The organism is Arenivirga flava, from assembly GCF_030161575.1.
GTDB lineage: Bacteria > Actinomycetota > Actinomycetes > Actinomycetales > Microbacteriaceae > Arenivirga > Arenivirga flava.
Genome location: NZ_BSUL01000001.1, coordinates 2,350,031 through 2,374,621 on the forward strand (window position 1 = coordinate 2,350,031; position 24,591 = coordinate 2,374,621).

Annotated in this window: 29 protein-coding genes, 1 tRNA gene and 1 pseudogene; 14 read left to right on the forward strand and 17 right to left on the reverse strand. The window is 72.8% G+C overall.

Features of this window, described 5'->3' with window-relative positions:
• Positions 1-8: 8 nt before the first annotated feature.
• The 3 genes from QQK26_RS11325 to QQK26_RS11335 are packed head-to-tail and all read right to left on the reverse strand — an operon-like array spanning position 9 to position 2,530.
• Complete coding sequence (locus tag QQK26_RS11325) at positions 9-1,322, reverse strand: Stp1/IreP family PP2C-type Ser/Thr phosphatase (RefSeq protein WP_284232777.1); 1,314 nt, start codon at positions 1,320-1,322, stop codon at positions 9-11.
• Positions 1,323-1,328: 6 nt separating this feature from the next.
• Positions 1,329-1,850, reverse strand: a complete 522-nt coding sequence (locus QQK26_RS11330; protein ID WP_284232779.1) for an FHA domain-containing protein FhaB/FipA — start codon at positions 1,848-1,850, stop codon at positions 1,329-1,331.
• Complete coding sequence (locus QQK26_RS11335) at positions 1,847-2,530, reverse strand: FHA domain-containing protein (RefSeq protein ID WP_284232781.1); 684 nt, start codon at positions 2,528-2,530, stop codon at positions 1,847-1,849. The genes QQK26_RS11330 and QQK26_RS11335 overlap by 4 nt, the downstream gene beginning before the upstream one ends.
• Before the next feature lie 154 nt (positions 2,531-2,684).
• On the opposite strand from QQK26_RS11335, the gene QQK26_RS11340 reads away from it, so the two are divergent.
• Positions 2,685-2,768: transfer RNA gene (locus QQK26_RS11340), tRNA-Leu, on the forward strand.
• 75 nt (positions 2,769-2,843) lie between these two features.
• Here QQK26_RS11340 and QQK26_RS11345 read toward each other — a convergent pair.
• From QQK26_RS11345 to QQK26_RS11360, 4 genes are read right to left on the reverse strand one after another with little or no spacing between them, the layout of a single operon-like run.
• Positions 2,844-3,392, reverse strand: a complete 549-nt coding sequence (locus QQK26_RS11345; protein ID WP_284232783.1) for an NUDIX hydrolase — start codon at positions 3,390-3,392, stop codon at positions 2,844-2,846.
• A 4-nt stretch (positions 3,393-3,396) separates the two neighbouring features.
• The gene (locus QQK26_RS11350; RefSeq protein ID WP_284232785.1) at positions 3,397-4,521 is read right to left on the reverse strand and encodes a DUF418 domain-containing protein; all 1,125 of its coding nucleotides are present in this window, start codon (positions 4,519-4,521) and stop codon (positions 3,397-3,399) included.
• Positions 4,518-5,153 (reverse strand): response regulator, encoded by a 636-nt coding sequence (locus QQK26_RS11355; protein ID WP_284232787.1) that lies wholly within the window; start codon positions 5,151-5,153, stop codon positions 4,518-4,520. The genes QQK26_RS11350 and QQK26_RS11355 overlap by 4 nt, the downstream gene beginning before the upstream one ends.
• Positions 5,150-6,280, reverse strand: coding sequence for a sensor histidine kinase (locus QQK26_RS11360; RefSeq protein WP_284232789.1), 1,131 nt, complete (start codon positions 6,278-6,280; stop codon positions 5,150-5,152). Before QQK26_RS11360 ends, QQK26_RS11355 begins: the two co-directional genes overlap by 4 nt.
• A 346-nt stretch (positions 6,281-6,626) precedes the next feature.
• Here QQK26_RS11360 and QQK26_RS11365 point away from each other — a divergent pair, with 346 nt between their 5' ends.
• Complete coding sequence (locus QQK26_RS11365; RefSeq protein ID WP_284232791.1) at positions 6,627-7,103, forward strand: GAP family protein; 477 nt, start codon at positions 6,627-6,629, stop codon at positions 7,101-7,103.
• Positions 7,104-7,112: 9 nt separating this feature from the next.
• Here the strand turns inward: QQK26_RS11365 and QQK26_RS11370 are convergent, their stop codons facing one another.
• The 5 genes from QQK26_RS11370 to QQK26_RS11390 form a co-directional block, all read right to left on the reverse strand.
• Complete coding sequence (locus tag QQK26_RS11370; protein ID WP_284232793.1) at positions 7,113-7,805, reverse strand: HAD hydrolase-like protein; 693 nt, start codon at positions 7,803-7,805, stop codon at positions 7,113-7,115.
• 10 nt (positions 7,806-7,815) lie between these two features.
• Positions 7,816-8,211: a thioredoxin gene (gene trxA, locus QQK26_RS11375; protein WP_284232794.1), complete on the reverse strand. Its 396-nt coding sequence runs from the start codon at positions 8,209-8,211 to the stop codon at positions 7,816-7,818.
• A gap of 88 nt (positions 8,212-8,299) precedes the next feature.
• Positions 8,300-8,995, reverse strand: coding sequence for an endonuclease NucS (gene nucS, locus QQK26_RS11380; RefSeq protein ID WP_284232795.1), 696 nt, complete (start codon positions 8,993-8,995; stop codon positions 8,300-8,302).
• A 10-nt stretch (positions 8,996-9,005) separates the two neighbouring features.
• Positions 9,006-10,223, reverse strand: a complete 1,218-nt coding sequence (locus QQK26_RS11385) for an MFS transporter (protein ID WP_284232797.1) — start codon at positions 10,221-10,223, stop codon at positions 9,006-9,008.
• Between the two features lie 39 nt (positions 10,224-10,262).
• Complete coding sequence (locus QQK26_RS11390) at positions 10,263-11,579, reverse strand: MATE family efflux transporter (RefSeq protein WP_284232799.1); 1,317 nt, start codon at positions 11,577-11,579, stop codon at positions 10,263-10,265.
• 54 nt (positions 11,580-11,633) lie between these two features.
• On the opposite strand from QQK26_RS11390, the pseudogene QQK26_RS16520 reads away from it, so the two are divergent.
• The 9 genes and pseudogenes from QQK26_RS16520 to QQK26_RS11435 form a co-directional block, all read left to right on the forward strand.
• Positions 11,634-11,822, forward strand: a pseudogene (locus QQK26_RS16520) (hypothetical protein); the annotation flags it as partial.
• A gap of 38 nt (positions 11,823-11,860) precedes the next feature.
• On the forward strand, positions 11,861-12,331 hold the full coding sequence (locus tag QQK26_RS11400; RefSeq protein WP_348520009.1) for a DUF6882 domain-containing protein: 471 nt from the start codon (positions 11,861-11,863) through the stop codon (positions 12,329-12,331).
• Between the two features lie 62 nt (positions 12,332-12,393).
• A complete protein-coding gene (locus QQK26_RS11405) occupies positions 12,394-13,062 on the forward strand; it encodes a DsbA family protein (protein WP_284232804.1) in 669 nt (222 codons plus the stop codon).
• Positions 13,063-13,135: 73 nt separating this feature from the next.
• Positions 13,136-15,097, forward strand: a complete 1,962-nt coding sequence (locus QQK26_RS11410) for a M13 family metallopeptidase (protein WP_284232806.1) — start codon at positions 13,136-13,138, stop codon at positions 15,095-15,097.
• Positions 15,094-16,008, forward strand: a complete 915-nt coding sequence (locus QQK26_RS11415; RefSeq protein ID WP_284232808.1) for a serine hydrolase — start codon at positions 15,094-15,096, stop codon at positions 16,006-16,008. The genes QQK26_RS11410 and QQK26_RS11415 overlap by 4 nt, the downstream gene beginning before the upstream one ends.
• 88 nt (positions 16,009-16,096) lie before the next feature.
• Positions 16,097-16,480, forward strand: coding sequence for a YtxH domain-containing protein (locus QQK26_RS11420; RefSeq protein WP_284232810.1), 384 nt, complete (start codon positions 16,097-16,099; stop codon positions 16,478-16,480).
• 28 nt (positions 16,481-16,508) lie between these two features.
• Positions 16,509-16,931, forward strand: a complete 423-nt coding sequence (locus tag QQK26_RS11425; protein WP_284232812.1) for a phage holin family protein — start codon at positions 16,509-16,511, stop codon at positions 16,929-16,931.
• Positions 16,928-17,134, forward strand: a complete 207-nt coding sequence (locus tag QQK26_RS11430) for a DUF3618 domain-containing protein (protein ID WP_284232814.1) — start codon at positions 16,928-16,930, stop codon at positions 17,132-17,134. The genes QQK26_RS11425 and QQK26_RS11430 overlap by 4 nt, the downstream gene beginning before the upstream one ends.
• A 186-nt stretch (positions 17,135-17,320) precedes the next feature.
• Entirely contained in the window at positions 17,321-18,052 is a 732-nt protein-coding gene (locus tag QQK26_RS11435) for a uroporphyrinogen-III synthase (protein WP_284232838.1), read from the forward strand.
• A gap of 18 nt (positions 18,053-18,070) precedes the next feature.
• On the opposite strand, the gene QQK26_RS11440 is transcribed toward QQK26_RS11435, so the two are convergent.
• Together QQK26_RS11440 and QQK26_RS11445 are read right to left on the reverse strand one after the other, a co-directional pair.
• A complete protein-coding gene (locus QQK26_RS11440) occupies positions 18,071-19,066 on the reverse strand; it encodes an MDR family oxidoreductase (RefSeq protein ID WP_284232840.1) in 996 nt (331 codons plus the stop codon).
• 9 nt (positions 19,067-19,075) lie between these two features.
• Positions 19,076-20,101, reverse strand: a complete 1,026-nt coding sequence (locus tag QQK26_RS11445) for a 6-phosphofructokinase (protein ID WP_284232842.1) — start codon at positions 20,099-20,101, stop codon at positions 19,076-19,078.
• Between the two features lie 149 nt (positions 20,102-20,250).
• Between QQK26_RS11445 and QQK26_RS11450 the strand changes: the two genes are divergently transcribed.
• Complete coding sequence (locus QQK26_RS11450; RefSeq protein WP_284232844.1) at positions 20,251-20,532, forward strand: hypothetical protein; 282 nt, start codon at positions 20,251-20,253, stop codon at positions 20,530-20,532.
• A gap of 10 nt (positions 20,533-20,542) precedes the next feature.
• On the opposite strand, the gene panD is transcribed toward QQK26_RS11450, so the two are convergent.
• Positions 20,543-20,953: an aspartate 1-decarboxylase gene (gene panD, locus QQK26_RS11455; RefSeq protein ID WP_284232846.1), complete on the reverse strand. Its 411-nt coding sequence runs from the start codon at positions 20,951-20,953 to the stop codon at positions 20,543-20,545.
• 11 nt (positions 20,954-20,964) lie between these two features.
• Entirely contained in the window at positions 20,965-21,822 is an 858-nt protein-coding gene (gene trhO, locus QQK26_RS11460; RefSeq protein ID WP_284232848.1) for an oxygen-dependent tRNA uridine(34) hydroxylase TrhO, read from the reverse strand.
• A 92-nt stretch (positions 21,823-21,914) separates the two neighbouring features.
• Here trhO and QQK26_RS11465 point away from each other — a divergent pair, with 92 nt between their 5' ends.
• Complete coding sequence (locus tag QQK26_RS11465) at positions 21,915-22,454, forward strand: acyl-CoA thioesterase (RefSeq protein WP_284234572.1); 540 nt, start codon at positions 21,915-21,917, stop codon at positions 22,452-22,454.
• Positions 22,455-22,470: 16 nt separating this feature from the next.
• On the opposite strand, the gene QQK26_RS11470 is transcribed toward QQK26_RS11465, so the two are convergent.
• Entirely contained in the window at positions 22,471-23,130 is a 660-nt protein-coding gene (locus QQK26_RS11470) for an RNA polymerase sigma factor (protein WP_284232850.1), read from the reverse strand.
• Between the two features lie 134 nt (positions 23,131-23,264).
• Here QQK26_RS11470 and QQK26_RS11475 point away from each other — a divergent pair, with 134 nt between their 5' ends.
• The gene (locus QQK26_RS11475; protein ID WP_284232852.1) at positions 23,265-24,563 is read left to right on the forward strand and encodes a hypothetical protein; all 1,299 of its coding nucleotides are present in this window, start codon (positions 23,265-23,267) and stop codon (positions 24,561-24,563) included.
• Positions 24,564-24,591: the final 28 nt, after the last annotated feature.

The following is a 24,591-nucleotide window of genomic DNA, read 5'->3' on the forward strand; positions in this document are numbered from 1 at the left end:
TTCGGTGCTCACGGCGTCACCTCCGGAGAGGGTGTGGGCTCGATCAACTCGGACGGCACGGGCTGCGGGCCCGCCTGGGTGTCGGACTCGGGGTCGATGCGCTCGACGATGGCGCGCGCACCGGGCAGGCTGCCGGCGCTGATGGTGCCCTCGAGCTGCTGCTGCGTGTACGCGTCGAGGTCGTTCAAGCGGATGCCCGTGTCGACGTACTCGCTGGAGAGCGAGATCGGCCCGATGCCCTGCTGCACGCCCTGGTAGATGATGACGTTCGAGCCGTCGGTGCCCACGAAGTACCGGCTCTGGGTCCAGCGGTAGCCGAGCAGGCCCGCGGCCACGATCGCGAGGACGACGACGCTGACGCCGACCAGCCAGCCGATGCGTCGGCGGCGGGCGCGCAGGCGGTCCTCCTCGATGAGCTCGTCGAGGTACTCGTCGCTCTCGGGCTCGAAGTGGCTGTCCTCCTGCTGCTGCACGCTCTTGATGGGATGCAGCAGCAGCGTCGGCAGGCGCACGGGGCGCTTCGTTGGCGCGACGTCGAAGGTGAGCGGCTTCGCGGCCGAGCCGACGGTGGCCCGACCGAGCGGCTCCTCCGGAGCCTCCTCGGCGACCTCGAAGACCAGCACCGTCACGTTGTCCGGCGCGCCCTGGTCGAGCGCCTCCTTGATGAGCCGGTCGGTGGCCTCGCGAGGGCTGCGGGCGGTGCCGAGGATGGCCGAGACCTTCTCCTCGGAGACGTATCCGCTCAGTCCGTCCGAGCAGAGCAGCCAGCGGTCGCCGGGCACGAGGTCGACGATCGCCGTGTCGATCTCGGGATCCGGCTCGATGTCGCCGAGCACGCGCATGAGCACCGAGCGGCGCGGATGCACGGCCGCCTCCTCGGGCGTGATGCGGCCGCTGTCGACCAGGCGCTGCACGAAGGTGTGGTCGACGGTCTGCTGGATGAGGTCGCCGTCGCGGAGGCGGTAGATGCGGGAGTCGCCGATGTGCGCGATCGCCATGCGCCCATCCGCCACCAGCATCGCGCTGACGGTCGTGCCCATGCCGGTGAGCTCCGGGTGCTCCCGGACCACCTCGGAGAGCGTGCCGTTCGCGGCGACCAGCGCATCGCGCAGCGCGTCGACGGCGCGATCGGCGCTGTCGTGCGGCACGTCGATCTCGCGGATGCGCTGCACCGCGATCGCCGAGGCGACGTCGCCGCCCGCGTGACCGCCCATGCCGTCGGCGACGACGAACAGCTGGCGACCGGAGTAGCCCGAGTCCTGGTTGTTGGCGCGGATCTTCCCGACGTGGGAGCCCGCTGCGCTGCGCGCGATGGCGGTCATCCGGGGTTACCGCCGGAGCTCGAACGTCGTGGTGCCGATCTTGACGGGCGTGTTCAGGGGGACCGGGGTCGGCACCGTCACGCGGCGGCCGTCGAGGAAGGTGCCGTTGGTGGAGTCGAGGTCGTGGATGACCCACTCCTCGTTCCACACCATGAGGCGCGCGTGATGGGTCGAGGTGTAGTCGTCGCGGATGACGAGGCCGCTGTCGCCGGAGCGGCCGATCGTGAGGGTCTCGCGGCCGAGGTCGAGCTCGGTGCCCTCCTTCGCGCCGGAGGTGATGACGAGACGGCCGGGCAGCGCATCCGAAACCGGCGCGGACACCGGCTCGGTGAGCGCGGGCTCCTGCGCCTGCGTGCGGGCCGGGGCGGGTGCGGGCACCGGGGCGGGGGAGCCGCCGGCCGCCGCGGGCATGCGCCGCGGGCGCTGACCGAGCAGGTCGCTGCGCAGGGCGTAGATGATCGCGAAGACGAAGCCCCACAGCACCAGCAGGAAGCCGATGCGCAGCACCAGCAGGGTCAGCTCGCTCATCGGCGGCCCTCCGAACGTCGCGGCTGCACGCGGAACACGATGCGCGTGCGCCCGATCTCGATCACCGATTCCGGCGGCAGCGGCGCCTTGTCGATGCGGCGGCCGTTGAGCTTGCTGCCGTTGGTGGAGCCGAGGTCGTGGACCTCGGCCTTCTCGCCGTCCCAGAGGACCGCGACGTGCTTGCGGGAGGTGCCGGTGTCGGCGACGGTGATGTCCGCATCCGAGCCCCGCCCGATGACGGTGCGGCCGCGGCGGAGCGGATGACGCGTGCCCGCGATCTCGAGCACGCCCTGCCACGAGACGCCCTCGCCGCGCACGTTCTCGCTGTCGATGCGGATCATGCCCTCGCCGAGTGATGGATCCTCGCGCAGGTCGATGGAGAGCGGGCCGGCGAAGGAGTACTGCTGCGCGGCGGCGTGCCGGGTGACCAGCTGGTGCAGCTCCTGGATGAGGGAAGGACCGAGCGAGGCCATGCGCTCGTGGTCGGTGACGCCGAGGCGCACCGTGTACGCGTTGGGCACGAGGATGCGGTCGCGGGCGATCATCGCGGACTTGGTGTCGAGCTCGCGGCGCAGCGCGTTCGTGATCTCCATGGGCTGCAGACCGCTCTTGAAGGTGCGCGCGAAGGCGCCGTTGACGGCGCGCTCGAGACCTTTCTCGAAGCTGTCGAGGAGCCCCATGAGACCTCCGGTTCGGGCGAATGGCTTCGTTGATGCTAGCGGCTGGGCCTGTCGGGTTGCCGCAGGTGCCTCATCCCATCCGCTCGGAGCATGCTCCACGGCACCTCCGTGACGTGCTAATCTGATGAGGTTGGCGTGCGAGAGCGCGCCACCTGCGCGAGTGGCGGAATTGGCAGACGCGCTGGCTTCAGGTGCCAGTGCCCGTAAGGGCGTGGGGGTTCAAGTCCCCCCTCGCGCACAGGTTCTCGTCTCACGAGGACCGTGCGCCGCAGGATGAAGGCCCCGGATCGATGATCCGGGGCCTTCGTCGCGTTCAGGCCAGGATCGGCGCGAGCCGGCGCGCCACATCGGGCGCCGCATCCGCGAGCTCGTCGATGCGGAACCAGCGCACGTCGTCGCTCTCATCGCTGATCACCGGGGCGGATGCGGCGGGCACGGTGGCCAGGAAGCCCAGGTCCCAGTGCACGCGGCACGCGCCGAAGGCGCCGACGAGCTCGTGGCGGTCGAGGTCGGCGAGGCCGACCAGCGTGGCGCCGGGCACGCCGCCCTCCTCGAGGGCCTCGCGGAGGGCCGCTTCGGCCGGGTCCGCATCCGCCGGTTCGTAGTGCCCGCCGAGCTGCAGCCAGCGGCCCGCCTTGCGGTGCAGCGTCAGCAGCACGTGGGCGCGGTCCTCGGTGAACAGAAAGCAGCTCGCCGTGAGGTGTTCGGGGCCGGCGGGCTTGCGCACGGCGTCGGGGCCGTGGTGCTCGATGAAGGCGAGGTACTCGTCGCGGAGCGCGCGTTGCTCGGCGCTGCCGGGGTGCCAGGCGGTCAGGAGGTCGGCGGAGCGGGCGGCGAGCTGCTGGGCGATGACGGGGTCCACCGGCTCACGGTACCGGCGCATCCGCTCGGCGTCGCTCCGGCAGCAGCTGCTCGCCGCGCTTCCAGAGCCACTCGACCGGGCCGAGCCGGAAGCGGCGCAGCCAGAGATGCGCCGCGAGCACGATGGCTGCGCTGATCGCCGCCCAGGCGGCGAGCGTCACGGGGGTGCGCAGCTCGCCGAGAAGCTCGGCCAGTCCGAGGCCCCAGCCGTAGAACACGGCGCCGGCGAGCAGGTTCTGCAGCAGGTAGGCGCTGAGGGCGACGCGGCCGACCTCGCGCAGGCGGCGCGGCGCCCATCCGTCCGTCCCGCGCCGCAGGCACAGCTCGGCGAGCAGCGCGAGCAGGCCCAGGGCGACCAGCGGCGCGATGGCGTAGCGCTGCAGCAGCACGCCGGCCTCGCCGCCGAGGCCGCCGAGCGCGAGGTCGACCGGCAGGGCGAGGCCGCCGAGCAGCATCAGGCGGCGGCGGATGCGGGCGCCCGCCTCCGCGAAGACGCCCGCGCGGTGCAGATGCGCGCCGAGCAGGAACATCGCGATGCTGAGGCAGCCGATGAGCACGGGCTCGGCGCGGAAGGCGAGCACGTTCTCGAGACGGAAGGCGGCGAGGCCGAGGAAGGACTCGCTCGCGTACGGGCTGACGCCGGTCGGCGGCTCGGAGGGCGGCACGGTCGTCAGCAGCAGCGCGAGGCCGGTGATGACGAGCAGGTGCAGCGAGCCGGTCACCGCGATGACGACGCGCTGCGTGCGCGGCCTGGTGAGCAGCAGCCAGGCGACGATCGCGCCGGTGACGGCGTAGCCCATGAGCACGTCGAACTCGGCGATGAGGATGTAGTTGACCACCCCGTCGAGCAGCAGCAGGAACGCCCGCCACAGGTACCGGCCGGGCCAGCGCACCCCGCGGCGCACCGCGGAGTCGTGCTGGATCGCCAGGCCGACGCCGAAGGTGAGCGTCAGCAGTGCGAGGAACTTGCCCTGGCTGAGCGCCTGGATCCAGGCCTCGCCGCCCTGGCCCACCGCGCTCAGCCCGCCGAGCAGACCCCAGGGGTCGGTGAACAGCCAGATGTTCGTCCACAGCGTGCCGAGGATGGCGACGCCGCGCACCACGTCGATCGCGTCGATGCGCCGGCTCATTCCAGCCCCGCCTCGCGGGCGACGATCGCCGCCTGCACGCGCGAGCGCACGCCGAGCTTGGCGAGCACGCTCGACACGTGGGTCTTCGCGGTCGCCTCGCCGACGCCGAGCTCGGCGGCCAGCTCGGCGTTGCCGAGGCCGCGGCCGAGGGCGGCGAGCACCTCGCGCTCGCGCGGCGTCAGCTGCTCGAGGCCCGGCGCGGGCGCCGGGGCGCGCGTCTCGGCGAACGCGGCGAGCACGCGGCGCGTCACCTCGGGGGCGAGCACGGACTCGCCGCTGGCGACGCGCAGGATCCCGTCGGTCAGCGCCTCCGCGCCCGCCGACTTGAGCAGGAAGCCGGCGGCCCCGGCGCGCAGGGCGCCGAAGACGACCTCGTCGAGGTCGAAGGTCGTGAGCACGAGCACCTGGGCGGTGCCCTCGGCGACGATGGCGCGCGTGGCCTCGACCCCGTCGACGCCCGGCATCCGCACGTCCATCAGCACCACATCCGGGCGCAGGGCACGGGCGTTGCGGATCGCGGCCGCGCCATCCGCCGCCTCGCCGACCACGGTGATCCGCTCGCCCTCGAGCAGCAGGCGCAGGCCGGCGCGCACGGCGGCGTGATCGTCCGCCAGGAGCAGGCGCACGCTCATCCGTCGGCTCCCGTCGGCAGGACCGCCTCGACGCGCCAGCCGCCGTCGACCGGGCCGGCCTGCAGCGTGCCGCCGAGCGCGGTCGCGCGCTCGCGCATCATCGCGAGGCCGAAGCCGTCGCCGGTGACCGACGAGGGCGTGCCGCCGCGGGAGTCGACGGTCAGGCGCATCCGCTCGTCCTCCCCGGTGAAGCGGATGCGCACCGTCGCGCCCGCCGCGTGCTTCATCGCGTTGGTGAGCGACTCCTGCAGGATGCGGGCCGCGGCCTGGTCGACCGCGACCGGCAGCGCGGGCGGCGCCCCCTCGACCGTGACGGCGAGGCCCGCGGCGCGCTCGACGAGCTCGGGCAGCTGGGCGAGGCGGCCCGGTGCCGTCAGCGGGGCGCCCTCGGTGCGGAGCACGCGGATCATGGCACGCACCTGCTCGAGCCCGGCGACACCGGAGGCGCGGACGGCCCGAAGCGCCGCCTGCTCGCGCCCCGCGCCCGCCAGCCCGGCCTCGGCGTGGATCGCGATCGCGGCGAGCTCGCCGGCAAGCGTGTCGTGCAGGTCGCGCGCCATGGCGGCCCGCTCCTCGCGCACGGCCTCCTCGCGGTGCGCGGCGGCGAGCTGCTGCTGCGCCTCGAGACGGTCGCGGCCCTCGCGCACCGCCGCGGCCCAGGCGTACGGGGTGCTCAGCACGCCGACGAGCAGCAGCGCGGCGGCCACCGTGCCGCGCAGGTCCCCGCCGCTCGCGACGAACGCAGCGACCGTGCCGCCGACCGTGGCCACGACCATGGCGATCAGCAGCCACCGGCGTCGCGCCGCGGTGGTGCGCAGCACGGCCGAGTAGAGCGCGTCGAAGAAGAGCAGCAGCATGCCGACGCTGCCGCCGAGCACGAGGTCGACGGCGCCGATCGCGGTGACGGCCAGCAGCACTCGCAGCGGCGCGCGGCGCTGCAGCAGCAGCGCACCGGCGGCGGCGAGCAGCGGGGGCAGGTGCCACCAGCGAGACAGCTCGTCGGCGCCCGGCGCCAGCCAGAGGCCGGTCGTGTCGAGGGCGATGAGCAGCACGCCGACCGCGACGACGGCGGCGGTGTTCCAGACGATCGGTGCGGCGCGGTAGGCGGCGCGAATCCGATCGATCATGCAGTCATCCCAGCACAGCGGGCGGATGCGCACCTCCGCCGAAATGCGGAGGCCTGGCCCCCTCCTTCCGCCGATGCGCGCACCCGCGCCCGCGAGGAGGGTCGGAGCATGACGCTCGAACTGCTCGCCCAGCTGGCCGTGCTCGCGCTGATCGACAGCCTGAGCTTCGGCACCCTGCTCATCCCCCTGTTCTTCCTGCTCGCGCCGACTCGCCCGCGGCCGGGACGGATGCTCGGCTACCTCGCCGTGATCGCGGGCTTCTACTTCGGCATCGGTCTCCTCCTGGCCGCCGGCTTCAGCGGACTCGTGACCGGCTTGGGCGGTTTCCTCGAGACGCCGTTCGCCCGTGTCGGTCAGCTGTTGCTGGGAGCGGGACTGCTGGTCGTGGCCTTCCTCATCCCGACGAAGCCGAAGGAGGGGCGGGCCCCGGCCGGCTCGCGCGGCTGCGCGACCGGGCGATGGGGGAGGAGGCACGCTCCCGCTGCTCGGGCTCGCGCTCGGTGCCGGTGCCGTGGAGCTGGCGACGATGCTGCCGTACCTCGGCGCGATCGGGATCATGACGGGAGCCGAGCTGCCGCCGGTGCAGACGGTGACCGTGCTGGCCGGTTACTGCCTGCTCATGGTCCTGCCCGCGCTCGTGCTGCTGCTCGGGCGGACGGTGGCGGGGCGGCTCGTCGAGCCGCCGCTGCGCCGGCTCGCGGCGTGGCTCGAGCGCACAGGCGGCGAGACGACGGCCTGGATCGTCGGCATCGTCGGCTTCATCCTCGCGCGCGAGGCGGCGACGGCGCTCGACCTGTTCGACCGGATCGGTGAGCTCGTCTGACGCAGCCGTTCAGGCGGCGGCGGCGGCGGCGCGGTGCGGGAAGAGCAGGCCGATGAGGTCGGCGGGCGTCTCGGCGAAGGCCGACGCCAGGGCGCGCTCCTCCTCGGGGCCGTAGCCCCAGCCGACCATGATCGTGGGGATGCCGTGGGCTGCGGCCCCCTCCGCGTCGTGCTTGCGATCGCCGACCATGACGGGGTTCGAGAGGTCGACGCCGAGCTCGCCGAGGCGGCGCAGGGCCTCCTCGATCACATCCGCCTTGGCGCTGCGCACCTCGTCGGCGGAGGCGCCGGCGAGCACGGTGAAGTAGTCGGCCAGGCCGAACTTCTCGACGATGAGCGACGCCGGCAGCTCGGGCTTGCTCGTGGCGAGGGAGAGCGGCACGCCCTCCTCGCGGATCGCGTGGAAGACGGCGGGCATGCCCTCGAACATGACGCTCTCGGCGGCGCCCTGGTCGAGGTAGTGGCGCCGGTAGACGATCAGCGCCTCGGCGGACTCGGCGGGGGTCATGCCGGCGAAGTCGCGGAACGCGTCCAGCAGCGGCGGGCCCACCCATCGCAGCAGCGACTCCTGCGAGGGCACCTCGCGGCCGAGCTCGCGGAACATGTGCTCGAGCGAGCCGATGATGCCGGGCGCCGAGTCGGCGATGGTGCCGTCGAGGTCGAGGAGGATGCAGGACCAAGGGGCCGAGGGTGCGGTGCTCACCCTGCCGACTCTAGGCCTCGGGCTGCGCGGCCTCGGCCTCGGCTGCCGCGCGCTGCTCGGCGACCTGCGCGTGCACCTTCTCCATGTCGAGCCCCTTGACCTGGCCGATCAGCTGCTCGAGCGCGGGCGCGGGCAGTGCGCCGGCCTGCGAGAAGACGAGCACGTTCTCGCGGAACGCCATGAGGGTGGGGATGGAGGTGATGCCGGCCATGCCCGCGAGGCGCTGCTCGGCCTCGGTGTCGACCTTCGCGAAGACGACGTCGGAGTGCTGCTCGCTCGCGCCCTGGAACACCGGGGCGAACTGCTTGCACGGGCCGCACCAGTCGGCCCAGAAGTCGACGATGACGATGTCGTTGCCCGTGACGGTCTGCTCGAAGGTGGCTTCGGTGATGTCGATGGTGGCCATGCCGCCACGCTAACAGCGGGGATCGAGCGGATGGCCGGAGCCGGGCATCCGCTCATCCGCCCGCCACGAACGGGGTGCGGGATCGCGCTCAGAAGAGCGTGGGGCGCCCCGAGTCGACGCCCTTCATCGCGTCGTAGTCGAGCACGAGGCAGCGGATGCCGCGGTCCTCGGCAAGCGTGCGCGCCTGCGGCTTGATCTCCTGCGCCGCGAAGACGCCCTGGACCGGCGCGAGGTGCGGGTCGCGGTTCATGAGCTCGAGGTAGCGGGTGAGCTGCTCGACGCCGTCGATGTCGCCGCGGCGCTTGATCTCGACGGCCACGGCGCCGCCGGATGCGTCGCGGGCGAGGATGTCGACCGGTCCGATCGCCGTCATGTACTCACGGCGCACCAGGCGATGGCCGTCGCCGAGGTGCTCGATCTGCTCGGCCAGCAGCTTCTGCAGGTGCGCCTCGACGCCGTCCTTGACCAGGCCGGGGTCGACGCCGAGCTCGTGTGAGCTGTCGTGCAGGATCTCGAAGATCGACACGACGAGCGTGTCGGCGGTCTTCGCGTGGGTGACCTGCCAGACCTGCTGCACGCCGGCGGCGGTCTGGTCGTCGTCGAGCTCCACCTGGCTGAGCGTGCAGGGCGGGCTCATCCAGTTGAGCGGCTTGTAGCTGCCGCCGTCGGAGTGGATGAGGATGCTGCCGTCGCCCTTGAGCATCAGCACGCGCGTGGCGAGCGGCAGGTGGGCGCTCAGCCGGCCTGCGTAATCGACGGAGCAACGGGCAACCACGAGACGCACGACGACGAGCCTACGATGCGGCGGACTCCTGCTTCGCCGAGCCGCGCTCGCGCGCGGCCGCGGAGGCCAGGCCGGCCGCGACGATGAGCACGAGCACGGCGACGAGCGCGATGCGGATGCCGTAGGCCTCGCCGACGAAGCCGATCAGCGGGGGACCGACGAGGAAGGCGCAGTAGCCGACGGTCGCCACGACGCTGACGCGGGCGGCGGCGGTGCGCGGGTCGTCCGCGGCAGCGGACATGCCCACCGGGAAGCCGAGCGCGGCTCCCAGGCCCCAGAGCACCACGCCGACGAGCGCGAGCGTCGGGTCGTCGATGACGATGACGGCACCGAGCCCGAGCACGGCGAGCGCGGCGCTCACCCGCAGCACGGGCACGCGGCCGAAGCGGTCGAGGATCCTGACGCCGACGAGGCGGCCGACCGTCATGCTGCCCACGAACAGTCCGAGCGCGACGGCGCCCGTGGTCGCATCCGTGCCGTGGCCGTCCACCATGGCGATGGCGAGCCAGTCGTTCGCGCTGCCCTCGGCGAAGGCCATGCCGAGCACGATGACGCCGATGAGCAGCGTGCGCGGGTCGCCCCACATCGCGAGGCGCTCGCGCGCGGTCGGCTTCGGTTCGTCCTCGGCGCCCTCGCCGAGCACCTCCTCCTCCGGCAGCAGGAAGCGGGTGGCGACGATCGCCGCGACGGCGATGACGACGCTGACGGTGCCGATGTGCGCGGCGAAGGAGATGCCGAGGTGCTCGGCCAACGCGCCGGACCCCGCGCCGATGACCGCACCGGCGCTGAAGAAGGCGTGGTAGATCGGCATGATGGTGCGGCCGAGCGCACGCTCGTTGGCGGCGCCGGAGAGGTTCATGTTGACGTCGGAGATGGACGATCCCGCACCGAAGAGCGCCAGGCCGAGCGCTACGACCGGGATGCTCGGCGCGACCGTGACGCTGACGCCGGCGGCCAGCAGACCGGCGGCGCCGACGGGCAGGGCGACGCGGATGACACGGGCTGCGCCGAAGGCGGCGGCGAGGTGACCGGCCGCGAGGAGGCCGAGGATCGAGCCCACGGCGATGGAGAAGATCAGGAGGCCGTACTGCGCGGTGTCGATGTCGAGCGCGTCGCGGACGCCGGGGGAGCGGGCCATCCACGACGCGATACCGACGCCGCAGATCGTGAAGACGACGAAGAGGGCGTTGCGCCAGGCACGGACGGGGGCGGTAGCGACGGTGCTCACCAGGACAGCCTATCGCGAAAAACAGCCAGTGGAAGGGTTTCAGCCGCCGAGGCACATCCACCGTCCGCTGCGCGCACGCAGACCCAGGGTGAGCGCCCTCATGCCCTGGTAGCCGAAGGTGAAGGTCGCCCACAGCGCGAGCAGCGAGCCGCCGCCGACGAGCAGCAGGAGGGGCAGGAACACGAGCACGTTGACGACCCCGGCCAGTGCCAGGTAGCGGGCGTCGCCCGCGCCGATCAGCACCCCGTCGAGCACGTAGGCGAAGCCGGCGAGCGGCGTGCCGACGGCGAGCACGATCAGCAGCGGCGGCAGCAGGGCGAGCACCGCGCCGTCGCCGGTGAACGCGCCGCCGAGCACGGGGGAGGCGAGCGCCAGGGCCGCGCCGAGCGCGAGACCGCCGCCGACACCGAGCACCATGAGGCGCCGCATCACCGCGCGCACGCGGTCGGGGTCGCCTGCGCCGAGCCCGTGGCCGACCATCGCCTGACCGGCGATCGCGAGCGCGTCCAGGGCGAACGCCAGGGTGCTGGTGAGCGTCATGGCGATCTGCAGGGCGCCGAGTTCCGGGGTGCCCAGACCCGCGGCGACGACGACCGGGGCGATCACGGCGATGCGCAGGCTCACCGTGCGCAGCAGCATCCATCCGCCGTCCATCGCCGTGCGCAGCACGCCGCCGAAGCCGGGCCGCAGCGGCGCGCCGGCTGCCCGAGCGGCACGCACGGCGATCACCGCGTAGACCGCGGCCATGCCCCACTGCGCCACGACCGTGCCGGCGGCCGAGCCGGCCAGGCCCCATCCGAAGCCGTAGAGGAACACCGCGTTGAGCGCCGCGTTCATCGCGAAGCCGGCCCCGGCGACGATGAGCGGGGTGCGGGTGTCCTGCAGTCCGCGCAGCAGACCGGTCGCCGCGATGACCACCAGCATCGCCGGGATGCCGATGAGCGACACGAGCAGGTACTCCGAGGCCGCCGCGGTCACCGCGGCGTCGGCGCCGAACAGCGCCAGCAGGGGAGCGGATGCGAACACGCCGGCCAGCGCGACCAGCAGCCCCAGCCCCAGCGCCAGCCACAGCCCGTCGATGCCGGCGCGGACGGCGCCCGTCGGATCCCCGGCGCCGAGCCGTCGGGCGACGATGGGCGTCGTCGCGTAGGCGAGGAAGACGAGCAGGCCGATCGTCGTGTGCAGCACCGTGCCGGCGAGCCCGAGCCCCGCGAGCGGCACGGCTCCGAGGTGACCGACCAGCGCCGTGTCGGTGAGCAGGAAGAGGGGCTCCGCGATAAGCGCGCCGAGCGCGGGCAGCGCCAGGCGGCCGATCTCGCGGTCGAGGGCCCGGGTGGAGGTGCTGCGCAGTGCCATCGTCTCCGCACCCTAGCCCCGCTGCAGCGCGGGATGCGCCGCTAGGGTGACGACATGAGCGGCCGCCCCGAATCCGACCTCTTCGCCCGTCTCGTCGAGCTGGGGTCGCTGCTCGCCTACGAGCATCAGCTCCAACTGCGGGCCGTGCTCGGCGAGCCGGCCTACGCCGTCGACGTCGAGCGCGGCGCCCTGCGGCTCGAGGGGCACGGCTCGCGCACGATCGAGACGCGGCTGCACCTGCTCGGCACGGCGGCACCCGGCCCCGGCACGTGGCTGTGGTCGTGGGCCAACCCGGGCGATCTGCCCCCTCCGTCACCGAGCTCGCGCTCCGGCTGCGGGCCTACGGCGAGGAGCACGGGGTGCCGGAGTTCACCGGCCCGGAGCATCCGCTCGACGGGGAGCGCACGTGGCGGCGCCTCGGCATCGCCGCGGGGCTGGCGCTGCGCAGCCCGCGCACGCTGCTGCCCGCGGCCGTCGACGGCGGCACCGTCGCGCTGCTGCTCATCGACGACCCGCAGCTGGCGCTGCCCGCGCCCTCCGTCGAGCGCACGAAGCGGGTGCTCGACGACGGCATCAGCTCGGCAGAGCTCCGCTCGCACTCCGCGGCCCTGACCCGGTACGCGCAGGATCGCGGCATCGGTATGGACTGGAACGGTGGGGCGCCGGTGCTGCGGCTGCCCGACGGGCGCATCGACGTGCGGCTGGATCACACCGCGGATCGCATCATCGGGCTCGAGGCCTCCGCAGCCTGAGCACAGGCTGCGCATCCTACGATCGGGACCACCCCACCCCGCTCGAGAGGACCCCGCCGCGCATGAGCAAGGCCGCCAAGATCAACATCGCCATCGTCGCCGGCCTCATCCTGCTGCTCGGGGCGGTGATCGCGGTCATCGTCGCCGTCTCCGGCTCTAACGGCGGCTCGGATGACGGTGCCTCGGCCACCCTGGACCCGGCACTGGTCGAGAACGCCGACAGCCACGCGCTGACCGACCCGGCCGACCCGCGGGTGACGGTCGTCGAGTTCCTCGACTTCCAGTGCCCCGGCTGCGCGAACCTCGAGCCGACGATGCAGGACCTGCGCGCGGAGCTCGGCGACGAGGTGCGCTTCGTCGTGCGCAACTTCCCGCTCATCGACATCCACCCGAACGCCGTCGACGCGGCCGTCGCCGCCGAGGCCGCGGCCGACCAGGACGCGTACGAGCCGATGCACGACGCCCTCTTCGCCAGCCAGCGCCAGTGGACGCAGCTCGACGACGCGAGCGACTACTTCCGCGACCTGGCCGACGAGCTCGGTCTCGACCTCGACGCCTACGACGCCGCGGTCGCCGACCCGGCCACCGAGGAGCGGGTCATGGCGGACCGCGCCGATGCGCTCGAGCTCGGCCTGGAGGGCACGCCGAGCATCATCGTCGACGGCGAGCTCGTCCGGCTGGAGCGGCTCACCGACGTGCGCGACGCGATCGACGCGGCGCTCGCCGAGTAGTCCGAACGCTTCGGAGCGTCATCCGCACGAACCGTCCAGGCCGCACGTCGGTGCGCCCGCCTAGGCTGGCCGCATGAGCGACCTCCTCCCAGCCGGCATCGATCGCGACGAGCTCGACCCGGAGGTGCGGCCGCAGGACGACCTGTTCCGGCACGTGAACGGCGCCTGGATCGCTCGCACGGAGATCCCGAGCGACAAGGCCCGCTACGGCGCCTTCTACGCCCTCGCCGAGGAGGCCGAGCGGGCCGTCAAGGCGATCATCGTCGAGTCGCAGTCGGCCGAGCCGGGCACCGAGGCCCGCAAGATCGGCGACCTCTACGCCTCGTTCATGGACGAGGCCCGCATCGACGCCCTGGGCACCACCCCGATCGAGCCGCTGCTGGCCGAGGCCGACGCCGTCACCGACCGCACCACCCTGCTGGCGACGCTCGGCCGGCTCGAGCGCCAGGGTATCAGCGGTGCCGTGCACCTCTTCGTCGACAACGACCCGGGCGACCCCGAGCGCTACCTGGTCTTCCTGCACCAGGGCGGGCTCTCGCTGCCCGACGAGTCGTACTACCGCGACGAGTCGTTCGCGGAGGTGCGCCTCAAGCACCGCGCCCACATCGAGCGGATGCTGACCCTGGCCGGCCTGGAGGGCGCGGCCGAGCGCGCCGAGCGCATCGTCGCGCTGGAGCAGGTGCTCGCCGCGAGCCACTGGGACAAGGTGCGCGCACGCGACAGTCAGGCCTCCTACAACCTGCGCGGCTGGGCCGAGGTGCGCGAGGCCACCCCGGCGGTCGACCTCGACGTGTGGCGCGAGGCCATCGGCGCCCCCGAGCGCGCCTTCGACGAGGTGGTCGTGCGCCAACCGGACTACCTCGAGGCGGCCGCCGCGGCGCTCGCCGAGCAGCCCCTCGAGTCGTGGACCGACTGGCTGCGCTGGCAGATCGTGCGCGCCTACTCGCCGTACCTGCCCAAGGCCTTCGCCGAGGCCAACTTCGACTTCTACGGCCGCACCCTGACGGGCACCCCCGAGCAGCGGGTGCGCTGGAAGCGCGGCGTCTCCTTCGTGGAGGGATCGCTCGGCGAGGCCGTCGGCAAGGTCTACGTGGAGCGCCACTTCTCACCCACCGCGAAGGGCGCGATGGACGCGCTGGTGGCCAACCTGATCGAGGCGTACCGCCGCTCGATCGCGGATCTGGCCTGGATGACCGACGAGACCCGGGAGCGCGCGCTCGAGAAGCTCGCGAAGTTCACCCCCAAGATCGGCTTCCCCGACCGCTGGCGCGACTACTCGTCGCTCGTGGTCGACGCCGGCGATCTGGTGGGCAACGTGCAGGCGGCCAACGAGTTCGAGTTCCAGCGCGAGCTGGGCAAGATCGGCGGGCCGATCGACCGCGACGAGTGGTTCATGACCCCGCAGACGATCAACGCGTACTACAACCCCGGCTTCAACGAGATCGTCTTCCCCGCGGCGATCCTGCAGTACCCGTTCTTCGACGAGTCGCGGGATGCGGCGGCCAATTACGGCGCGATCGGCGCGGTCATCGGCCACGAGATCGGCCACGGCTTCGACGACCAGGGTTCGCGCTACGACGGCGACGGGCGCCTCACGGACTGGTGGACGGATGCGGACCGCGCGGCCTTCGAGCAGCGCACCGCCAGCCTCATCGCCCAGTACGACGCCCTCGCGCCCGCGCAGACCCCCGGCCACCGCGTGAACGGCGCGCTCACGATCGGCGAGAACATCGGCGACCTCGGCGGCCTCGGCATCGCGTGGCAGGCCTACCTCATCTCGCTCGAGGGCGCCGAGCCGCCCGTGATCGACGGGCTCACCGGCGCGCAGCGCTTCCTCATCTCCTGGGCGCAGGCCTGGCAGACGAAGGCGCGCGACGAGGAGGTCATCCGCCTGCTGGCGATCGACCCGCACGCGCCGAGCGAGTTCCGCTGCAACCAGATCGTGCGCAACCTGCCCGTCTTCTACGACGCCTTCGGCGTGACCGAAGCGGATGCGCTGTGGCTGCCCGCCGAGGAGCGGGTCGCCATCTGGTGAGCGAGGGTCAGCCCGCTCTGCGCCGCGACCGTCGCCGGTCGCGCGCCGGCGGGCGCCATCGGGGCGAGGCGTCGCCGGCGTTCGCCGTGGCCTTCTCGCGACTCGGCGAGCTGGCGTACACCGGGGCGCAGGTCTCGGCGAGCGTCCGCGCGGTCGCGCCCGCCGGCGGCGCCGACGAGACGCTGCTCGCCGTGGACGACACGGTCGCCATGCCGATGGGGAGCATCGGCAAGGTGCTCCTGCTCGTCGAGGCGGCGGCCCGCATCGGCGAGGGCAGGGTGCCCGGTCTCGGCGTGCTCGACCGCTCGGTCGCCGACGCGACGGCCGGCTCGGGCGTGTGGCGCTACCTGCAGGCATCCGCGCTGCCGACCGCCGACCTGGCCGTGCTCGTCGGCGTGCTGAGCGACAACCTCGCCACCAACGTGCTGCTGCGCGAGATCGGGCTCGAGGCCGTGCGCGCCCGGGCGGAGTCCCTCGGCCTGCGGCGCACGGCGCTGCTCGACCGCGTCCGCGACCGCCGCGGCCCCGACGACGCGCCGCAGTTCTCGGTGGGCAGCACCGAGGAGCTCTCGGGGCTGTTCGCCGCCCTCACCCGCGGCGAGGCCGTCGACCGGCTCACGAGCCACCGCGTGCTCGACTGGCTGTCGTTGGGGGCGGACCTGTCGATGACCGCGTCCGCCTTCGGTCTCGATCCGCTCGCCCACACGGGCTCGGACCACGGGCTGCGGCTCAGCAACAAGACCGGCACCGACGATGGCCTGCGCGCCGAGGCGGGCGTGCTCACCGGGCCTCGGGGCCGCGTGTCCTACGCGATCGCCATCCGCTTCGAGGACCGCAGCCTGGGTGAGCGCCTGCGGGTGCTGTCGACCATGCGCACGCTCGGCGAGGAGCTGCTCGAGTACGTGCACTGATCGAACTGTCTGGGAGCAGGGTGCGCAGTCCCTGCATCCCCCGAGGCCCCGCCGCTACGCTGGGGAGCCCGCAACGATTGGAGCCCACATGCGCGGCAAGCTCATCCTCGTCACCGGCATCGCGATCGGCTACGTGCTCGGCGCGAAGGCAGGACGCGAGCGCTACGAGCAGATCCGGAGGGGCGCCTCGCGGCTGTGGAACGACCCCCGCGTGCAGGGTCCGGTGCACCAGGCCGAGGACTTCGCGAAGGACAAGGCTCCGGAGGTCGTCGAGTTCCTCGCCGACGGTGCCAAGAAGATCGCCGTGCAGGTGCAGGGCGCGAGCCGCAAGGGTGCGGAGAAGGCTGCCGACGCGACCTCGACCGCCGCCTCGAAGGCGAAGTCCGCGGCGAAGACGACGGCGCGCAAGGCCGGCTCGAGCCGCAGCACGAGCACCCGCTCGAGCGCGGCGAAGAACGCCGACGAGTCCTGATCCCAGCGCGACGACCGGAGGAGACCCCATGAGCAAGAGCACGACCGAGGAGCGCCGTTCGCTCGGCAGCCTCATCTCGTCGCTGCCCGGCCTCGTCACCGACCTGCTGAAGGCCGAGTTCGCCAACCTGCAGCGCGAGATCGTCGGCAAGCTGAAGGCGATCGGCATCGGCGTGGCGTTTTTCGTCGTCGCCGCCGTGCTCGCGTTCTTCATGCTCGGCGTGCTGCTCGCGGCGGCCGTGCTCGGCTTCGCCACGATCATGCCTGGCTGGGCCGCCGCGCTCACCGTGGCCGGCATCATCCTGGTCGCGATCATCGTGCTGGTGCTGATCGGCGTGAACCGGCTGAAGCACGGCGTGCCGCCGGCGCCGACCGAGACCATCGAGAGCGTGAAGGACGACGTGCGCGCCATCAAGGGCCTGCACGTCTCGGATGCGGAGGGGACCCGATGAACGACGCCGCGAAGGCCCGTGCCGAGCTGGAGGCGACCCTCGACGAGCTCGAGGATCGGCTCAACCCCGCGAAGGTCGCCTCGCGCACCAACGCGAAGCTGCGCCGCTCCTACCGCCGCAACCCGGGTGCTTGGACGGCCGGGGCCGCCGGCGTCGTGGTGGCCGCCGGCGGTGCGCTGCTGCTCCTGCTCCGCCGGGGCTGATCCCGCCCGTCGTGAGGGAGTCGTTATCCAGTCCGCTTGGACGGGTGACACCGGAGGGGCGATGATGGGGGTCATGACCCGATCCGCCGTGCCCGCTCCATCCGTCCGCAGCGCACGCCTGGGCACGGGCCTGCGCGGGGACGCGTGAGGGCCGCGGCTCCCGGCCGACCGCTCGCAGGCTGGAACGTGCTGGTGCCGCGCGGCGGCGCCTGGGGTGACTCCGTGGCCGCCATGCTGCGCGCCCAGGGTGCCGCGCCGGTCATCGCGCCGATGATCAACTTCGCCGCGTCCGACGACGCCGCGGCGCTCGAGTCCGCCCTGCGCCAGCTCGCCGACGGCGCCTTCGACTGGCTCACCGTCACGAGCGCGACCACCGTCGACGTGCTCGCCTCCCACCGCGCCGTCGTCCCGGAGCGCACGCGCATCGCCGCGGTCGGCGAGACGACGGCCGCGGCGCTGGCGGCCGCCGGCTACCGCGCCGACTTCGTGCCGACCGACGACAACTCCGCCAGCGGCATGCTGCGCGAGTGGGTGGAGCTGCCCTCGAGCGCCGAGCCGCAGCGCATCCTGGCCCTGCGCTCCTCCATCGCGAAGCCCGTGCTGACGGCCGGGCTGCGTCGGATGGGCAACGAGGTCGAGTCGGTCGTGGCCTACCGCACCGTCGGGCTGCCGGTGCCGGAGCGCATCGTGCAGCAGGTCGCCGATGGCGGGATGCAGGCGATCCTGGTGACCTCGGGCAGCGTCGCCGAGCAGGTGCACGCGCAGTTCGGCGCGGTGCCGGAGCGCACGATCGTGGCCTGCATCGGTCCGACGACCGCAGCGGATGCGCGCAGCTTCGGTCTGCGCGTCGACCTGGTCGCCGAGACCCCCGGCGCGCAGGCGCTCATCGGCGCCCTCGTGGAGGCCTCGACCGCCTGATCCGGGCTCCCGCCCGGCTCAGGCGCGCACGTCGACGACCGTGCGGCCGCGCACCTCGCCGGCGAGGATCCGCTCGGCCAGCCCCGGCGCCTCGGCGAGCGGAACCGTCGTGCTCAGCGACCGCAGCAGCGCCGGGTCGAGGTCGCTCGCGAGACGCGCCCAGGCCTCGCGACGCAGGGCGATCGGCGCATCCACCGAGTTGATGCCGGCGAGCGTGACCGCGCGCAGGATGAACGGCAGCACCGTCGCCGGCAGATCCGCGCCCTGCGCGAGTCCGCAGGCGGCGACCGCGCCGCCCGGGCGCACCGACGCGAGCAGTCCGGCGAGGGTCGTCGAGCCGACCGAGTCGATCCCTGCGGTCCAGCGGGTCGGGCGCAGCGGCTTGCCCGCATCCGACAGCTCGTCGCGGTCGACCACCTCGGCGGCGCCCAGCTCGCGCAGGAACGCGCCCTGCGCATCCGCCCGGCCGGTCGAGGCGATGACCCGGCGGCCGGAAGCGGCCAGCAGTGCGATCGCGATCGTGCCGACGCCGCCGGCCGCGCCGGTGACGACGACGTCGCCGCCGAGCACCGAGCCGCCGCCGTAGGGGCTCGCCGCGTCGAGGCGCTCGAGGGCCAGCACGCTGAGCATGGCGGTGAAGCCCGCCGTGCCGATGGCCGCGGCCTCCCACGTGCTGACCGTCTCGGGCAGCCGGACGAGGTGCTCGGCGCGCACCGCGGCGACCTCCGTGAGCCCGCCGTCGACGCGCTCGCCGAGCCCGGAGCCGTTCAGCACCACCCGGTCGCCCGGCGCGAAGCCGGTGTTCTCGGAGGTGCGCACGACGCCCGCCAGGTCGATGCCCGGCACGAGCGGATGGTCGCGGATCACACCCGGACGACCCGCCATCGCGAGCCCGTCCTTGTAGTTGACGCCCGAGTACTCGACGTCGACGACCACTTCGCCGGTGGGCTCGTCGCGTTCGCGCAGGTGCGTGGCGATGGCGTCGCCGTCGCGTTCGACCAGCAGGGTGCGCATACGGTGCTCCTAACCGAACAGGATCGCGGCCTCGTCGTAGCGCTCGGCGGGCACCGTCTTGAGCTCGCCGAGCGCGTCCTCGAAGCTGACGTGCACGATGTCGGTGCCGCGCAGCGCCACCATGCGACCCCAGCGCTTCGCGACGACCGAGTCGATCGCGCTCATGCCGAGGCGGGTGGCGAGCACGCGGTCGTAGCTCGTGGGGGTGCCGCCGCGCTGGATGTGGCCCAGCGTGGTGTTGCGGGTCTCGATGCCCGTCGCCTCCTCGATCAGCGGGGCGAGCAGGTCGCCGATGCCGCCGAGACGCGGGCGGCCGAAGGCGTCGAGGCCGCGCTCCGAGTGCGCATCGTCCATGGTGTCGAGCTTGAAGCCCTCGGCCACGACGACCAGGGGCGAGCGTCCGCGCTCGTTGGCGGAGCGCACCCACTCGGTGATCTGCGCCATGCTCGTCTTGCGCTCGGGGATGAGGATCGCGTGGGCGCCGGCCGCCATGCCGGAGTGCAGGGCGATCCAGCCGACGTGGCGGCCCATGACCTCCGCCACCATGCAGCGGTGGTGGCTGTCGCCGGTGGTGCGCAGGCGGTCCATCGAGTCGGTGGCGATCTGCACGGCGGTGTCGAAGCCGAAGGTGTAGTCGGTGGCGCTCAGGTCGTTGTCGACCGTCTTGGGCACGCCCACGATGTTGACGCCCGCATCCGTCAGCCGCTTCGCCGCGGCCAGGGTGCCCTCGCCGCCGATCGCGATGAGCGCGTCGACGCCGTTCCTCTCGAGCACCTCCTGCACGCGCTCCACCCCTCCGCCCTCGCTGAACGGGTTGGTGCGGCTGGTGCCGAGGATCGTGCCGCCCTGCTTCGAGATGCCCTGGATCTCGTTGCGGGTGAGCGGCATCGTGTCGTCGTCGATGAGACCGCGCCAGCCGTCCTTGAACCCGACGAAGTCGAGGCCGTGGATCTCGGTGCCCTTGCGGACCGCGCCGCGGATGACGGCGTTGAGGCCGGGGCAGTCGCCGCCGGAGGTGAGGATGCCGATGGTCATGGCATCATCCTGGCGCAAAGCGCTGGGCGGCGCAGGGACGGTCGGATGCTGGACGGGGACCGATACCCATGGCGGGCGGCTGCGCTCCTCGGCTACGTTCGGGTGCCGACCCCTGACCTGGGGCCGCACATCACGGGAGGGACCCCATCATGACCAACTACAGTGCTCCGCAGCCCGCCGCCGGCACCGGCGAGGACCCCGGCAAGACCCTCGGCATCGTCGGCCTCGTGCTGGCGTTCGTGTTCTCGCTGGCCGGCATCATCGTCAGCGCCATCGCGCTCAAGAAGTCGAAGGAGGCGGGCTTCCAGAACACCATCGCGAAGGTCGGTCTGATCCTCTCGATCGTCTTCCTGGTGATCGGCGTCATCAGCAGCATCGTGCTCATCGCAGGCACGATGGCGGCCATCGACGCGGGCGTCAGCACCTACTGAGCCGTCGCGCTCAGACCGACAGCGGCGGTCGCTCCACACCCGGGGCGACCGCCGCTGCCGCGTCGTGGCCCAGCTGGATGATGCGGTTCGCGCCGTCGACGTGCACGATGCGCGGCTCGATGGCCCGCGCCTCCTCCGGCGTCGCCTGCGCGTAGGCGATGAGGATGACGATGTCGCCCACGTGCGCGAGGTGCGCGGCTGCGCCGTTGATGCCGATCACGCCGGAGCCGCGCTCGCCCGCGATCGTGTAGGTGTCGAGGCGCGCGCCGTTCGTGACGTCGACGATGCTGACGAGCTGGCCGGGCAGGATGCCGGCGGCGTCGAGCAGGTCGAGGTCGACCGTGACCGAGCCGACGTAGTGGAGGTCGGCGTGGGTCACCGTCGCGCGGTGGATCTTGCCGGTGAGCATGGTGATGAGCATCGCCGTCAAGGTTACGCCGCGTGCGCGGCGCAGCGGACGCCCTCGTGCTCGGCGCACAGCACCAGCTCGGTGCGGCAGGACGGGTCCGCGCAGTTCTCGAGGCGGGCCGACGGTGCACCGCAGCGGATGCAGGACGACACGACCGCCGCATCCTCGCTGAAGGTCACCGCCCGGCGACCGTCGAAGACGTACACCGAGCCCCGCCAGAGCCCAGCGTCGCCGAAGCGCTCGCCGTAGCGCAGGATGCCGCCGTCGAGCTGGTACACCTCGCGGAAGCCGCGCTCGATCATGAGGCTCGACAGCACCTCGCAGCGGATGCCGCCGGTGCAGTAGGTCACGACGGGCTGGTCCTTGAGGTGGTCGTAACGGCCGCTGTCGAGCTCGGCGACGAAGTCGCGGGTGGTCTCGACCGGCGGCACGACCGCATCCGCGAAGCGTCCGATCTCCGCCTCGACCGCGTTGCGCCCGTCGAAGAAGACGACCTCCTTCTCGGCGACGAGCTCGTGCAGCTGCTCGGGGCTGAGCCGCGTGCCGCCGCCGACGACGCCGTGCTCGTCGACGCGCAGCGCCTCCGGCGCGCCGAAGCTGACGAGCTCGGGGCGCACCTTGACGCTGAGCTTCGGGAAGTCGCGTCCGGTGCCCTCGCCCCACTTCTCGTCGAGGTCGCCGAAGTACGCGCGCGTGGCGCGCAGGTAGCGCTTCACCTGCGGCAGGTCGCCGCCCACCGTGCCGTTGATGCCGTGCGGCGACACGATGATGCGGCCGGTCAGGCCGAGCGACTCGCAGAGCGTGCGCTGCCAGAGGCGCACCGCCTCGGGGTCGGCGAGGGGCCGGAACGCGTAGTAGAGCAGGATCTTGGGCACGGCCACCGGGCCAGCGTAGGCGAGCGGATGCGCGCTTGTGCCGCCGCGACAACGGAACCGCGCATCCGCTGGAGGTCTCGTAGGGTGGCGCGGTGAACATGTACCTGCGCGTGCTCTGGCATACCTGGCTGGCTCGGCGGGGACGGCGGATCAGCGTCTGGGAGGTCGCTCGCACCGGCTTCAGGGTGCTGCCGGCCGACCTCGACATCTACCGGCACGTCAACAACGGCCGGTACCTGTCGATCATGGATCTCGGCCGGCTCGACTGGATGCTGCGCACCGACCTCTACCCCGAGTTCGGGCGGCGTGGCTGGTACCCGGTCGTCGCCGCCTCGTCGATCGCCTACCGGCGCTCGCTGACCCTCTGGCAGCGCTTCACCGTCGAGACGAAGTTCATCGGCGTCGACGCCCGGGCGTTCTACGTGGAGCAGCGCTTCGTACGCGGCGGCCAGGTCTACGCGACCGGTATCGTGCGCGGGCGGATGCTCAGCCGGGCGGGCGGGATCGTCACGAACGAGGAGCTGTTCGCCGTGACCGGCGAGCCTCCGGAGGGGCTCGTGCTGCCGGAGTGGGTCGCGCGGTGGGCCGCGGACTCCGCGCTGCCGCCGTCGAAGGCGGACGCGCCGAGCGTCTGGTGAGCCCCGGCTCGGGGTCCTAGTCACCGCGGAGGATGCCGCGGCAGACCTCGCACGCTGCGGAGTGCCGCTCGACGAGCAAGCGCATCCGCCCGCTCGCAGTCCCCAGCAGCACCCGAGCGAGGTGCTCCGGCGGCGCGCCGCATGCTGAGAGCCGCGCCTCGAGCGTGGCGGCGAGGTACGCGACGCGCAGATTCGTGCGCGCTCGGGCGACCGCGGTCGTGGTGGCGGTCGTGCTGAGGCCCAGCTCGCGAGCCAGCCGCTCGATGCCGAGTCGCTCGACGAGCGAGCCATGCAGCAGCCGCTGCTCGCGCGAGCTCAAGCCCGCGATCGCGCGCTCGATGAGCGCCGTCTGCTCCGCCGCCTCGAGGCGGTCCGGGTCCACGACCGGTCGGTCGAGCTCCTCCATCGGCGTCGGCACCTCGCGTGAGGCCGAGCCGGTGCGGCGCATCGCGTTCCGGACGATGGCGTGGAGGTAGGCGCGCGGGTTGCGCGGCAGTCGCTCGCCGGGCAGACGCAGCAGCGTGAGGAAGGCCTCCGCGACGACGTCCTCCGCATCCGTCGACGACGCACCGTGGGAGCGCGCCTGACGCAGCAGCTCGGCGTGCAGGGCGGTGAAGAGCGCGGGCAGGCTCGCCGCGGCACCTCCGCGGGCGGGCGGAGGAGCGGCGAGTGGCACGGAACATCCCCCCGATCGGCAAAAGAAACCGGCTTTTGCTCATTATGGCGTGACAAACGGTCCCCGCGCGACTCTCACCATTGCGGGCCGTTCGACGGCTCGATCGACGCTTCCACCCGAAGGGAACCCCATCCATGAGCACGCACACCGGCCGCAAACGCGCCGTCCTCGCCGGGGGCACCGTCCTCGTCGCCGTCGGTCTCGCCACCGCCGCGGCCTTCACCGACTTCGCGACCCTGAACCTCGGCGGTGGGACCGCCGGCGGCGGCATCGGTGGCGACACGCGCTTCAACATGCAGGTGGTGGGCACCGATGCCGACGGCGTGCCCGTGCCCGGCACCTGGCAGGAGGCCTCCGGCGCAGAAGGCGTCGACATCGTCGTGCCGGGAGCCGACCTGATCACGCCGGGTGACACCGTCCGCGTGAGCATCCCGTTCCGCAACGAGAGCCCGGCGCTCTCCGCCGACATCGCGTTCTCGCTGCAGGACCGTCCCGGCCTCACCTCGGACGCCGGCATCGCCGCCGCCCTGCGTTACACCGTGTCGCTCGACGGCACCGCGCTCGTCACCGATGCGACGCAGGCTGCCGTCAACGAGATCGGGCTCGCCGTCTACGCGAGCGGCCAGGGGGCGTGCTCGATGTCGCGGTCACCCTGCCCGACCAGGGATCACCCGCCGCGAACAACGCGCTGCAGGGCCAGGTCTCGCACGTGCAGGCCTACTTCGACGCGATCTCCGTCCAGCCGTGAGACGGGGGCGGCGGGCCATCGCCTCGCCGCCCCGTCCGCGCGCAGCTCCGCCCACTCCCACCAGAGGATCCAGATGATCCAGCGCCGCACCGGATGCACCCGCCTCGTGCTGTCGATCGGAGCCGTAGCGGCTACCGCGGGCCTCGTCACCGCCGCGGCCATCACGGACTCCGACGATGTCGTCGTGCTCCTGGACGGCGAGCGCAATCGCTTCGATCTCGTGGCCGCGGCCAGCCACCGGTCCGACTGGCATCCCGGTGCCGACGACTGGGAGCAGGGCCGACCCGAGGCGATACGCATCCCGATCGGCGCGGACGGCCGGCTGCTCGGTCCCGGCGGCGTCGTGAGCTACCGGATCGCCGTCCGCAACGTCAGTCCGGCGCTCGCGGGCGCGATCGAGCTCGAGATCTGGGACCCGCAGGACCGCGTCGGGCAGCTCGACCCCTCGACCGGGCGATTCGTGGAGCTCTTCGACCAACTGCGCATCGTCGTCCGCGACGGCGAGTCCGTGCTCGTGGACCGCCCGCCGCGCGATGCTCCGATGCGCACGGGCTGGGACAGCCCGCTCGGACGCGACGAGCACCGGGTGCTCGACGTGGAGCTCTCGCTGCCCGCCGAGCTCGACGACCGCTGGCAGGGCGCGAGCACCGACATCGCGTTCCGCTTCACGGGGGTGAGCGTGTGACCGCATCCACCACGCGACGGCGATGGAT

Coding starts and splice junctions, on each gene's coding strand:
- trxA (WP_284232794.1), bottom strand. CDS start 8,211: ATGGCCACCATCGACATCACCGAAGCCACCTTCGAGCAGACCGTCACG.
- QQK26_RS11420 (WP_284232810.1), top strand. CDS start 16,097: ATGCGCGGCAAGCTCATCCTCGTCACCGGCATCGCGATCGGCTACGTG.
- QQK26_RS11350 (WP_284232785.1), bottom strand. CDS start 4,521: ATGAGCCGGCGCATCGACGCGATCGACGTGGTGCGCGGCGTCGCCATC.
- QQK26_RS11445 (WP_284232842.1), bottom strand. CDS start 20,101: ATGACCATCGGCATCCTCACCTCCGGCGGCGACTGCCCCGGCCTCAAC.
- QQK26_RS11355 (WP_284232787.1), bottom strand. CDS start 5,153: ATGAGCGTGCGCCTGCTCCTGGCGGACGATCACGCCGCCGTGCGCGCC.
- panD (WP_284232846.1), bottom strand. CDS start 20,953: ATGCTCATCACCATGCTCACCGGCAAGATCCACCGCGCGACGGTGACC.
- QQK26_RS11405 (WP_284232804.1), top strand. CDS start 12,394: ATGAGCAAGGCCGCCAAGATCAACATCGCCATCGTCGCCGGCCTCATC.
- QQK26_RS11465 (WP_284234572.1), top strand. CDS start 21,915: ATGTACCTGCGCGTGCTCTGGCATACCTGGCTGGCTCGGCGGGGACGG.
- QQK26_RS11440 (WP_284232840.1), bottom strand. CDS start 19,066: ATGCGCACCCTGCTGGTCGAACGCGACGGCGACGCCATCGCCACGCAC.
- QQK26_RS11325 (WP_284232777.1), bottom strand. CDS start 1,322: ATGACCGCCATCGCGCGCAGCGCAGCGGGCTCCCACGTCGGGAAGATC.
- QQK26_RS11390 (WP_284232799.1), bottom strand. CDS start 11,579: ATGGCACTGCGCAGCACCTCCACCCGGGCCCTCGACCGCGAGATCGGC.
- QQK26_RS11430 (WP_284232814.1), top strand. CDS start 16,928: ATGAACGACGCCGCGAAGGCCCGTGCCGAGCTGGAGGCGACCCTCGAC.
- QQK26_RS11475 (WP_284232852.1), top strand. CDS start 23,265: ATGAGCACGCACACCGGCCGCAAACGCGCCGTCCTCGCCGGGGGCACC.
- QQK26_RS11410 (WP_284232806.1), top strand. CDS start 13,136: ATGAGCGACCTCCTCCCAGCCGGCATCGATCGCGACGAGCTCGACCCG.
- QQK26_RS11335 (WP_284232781.1), bottom strand. CDS start 2,530: ATGGGGCTCCTCGACAGCTTCGAGAAAGGTCTCGAGCGCGCCGTCAAC.
- QQK26_RS11450 (WP_284232844.1), top strand. CDS start 20,251: ATGACCAACTACAGTGCTCCGCAGCCCGCCGCCGGCACCGGCGAGGAC.
- QQK26_RS11425 (WP_284232812.1), top strand. CDS start 16,509: ATGAGCAAGAGCACGACCGAGGAGCGCCGTTCGCTCGGCAGCCTCATC.
- QQK26_RS11330 (WP_284232779.1), bottom strand. CDS start 1,850: ATGAGCGAGCTGACCCTGCTGGTGCTGCGCATCGGCTTCCTGCTGGTG.
- QQK26_RS11360 (WP_284232789.1), bottom strand. CDS start 6,280: ATGATCGATCGGATTCGCGCCGCCTACCGCGCCGCACCGATCGTCTGG.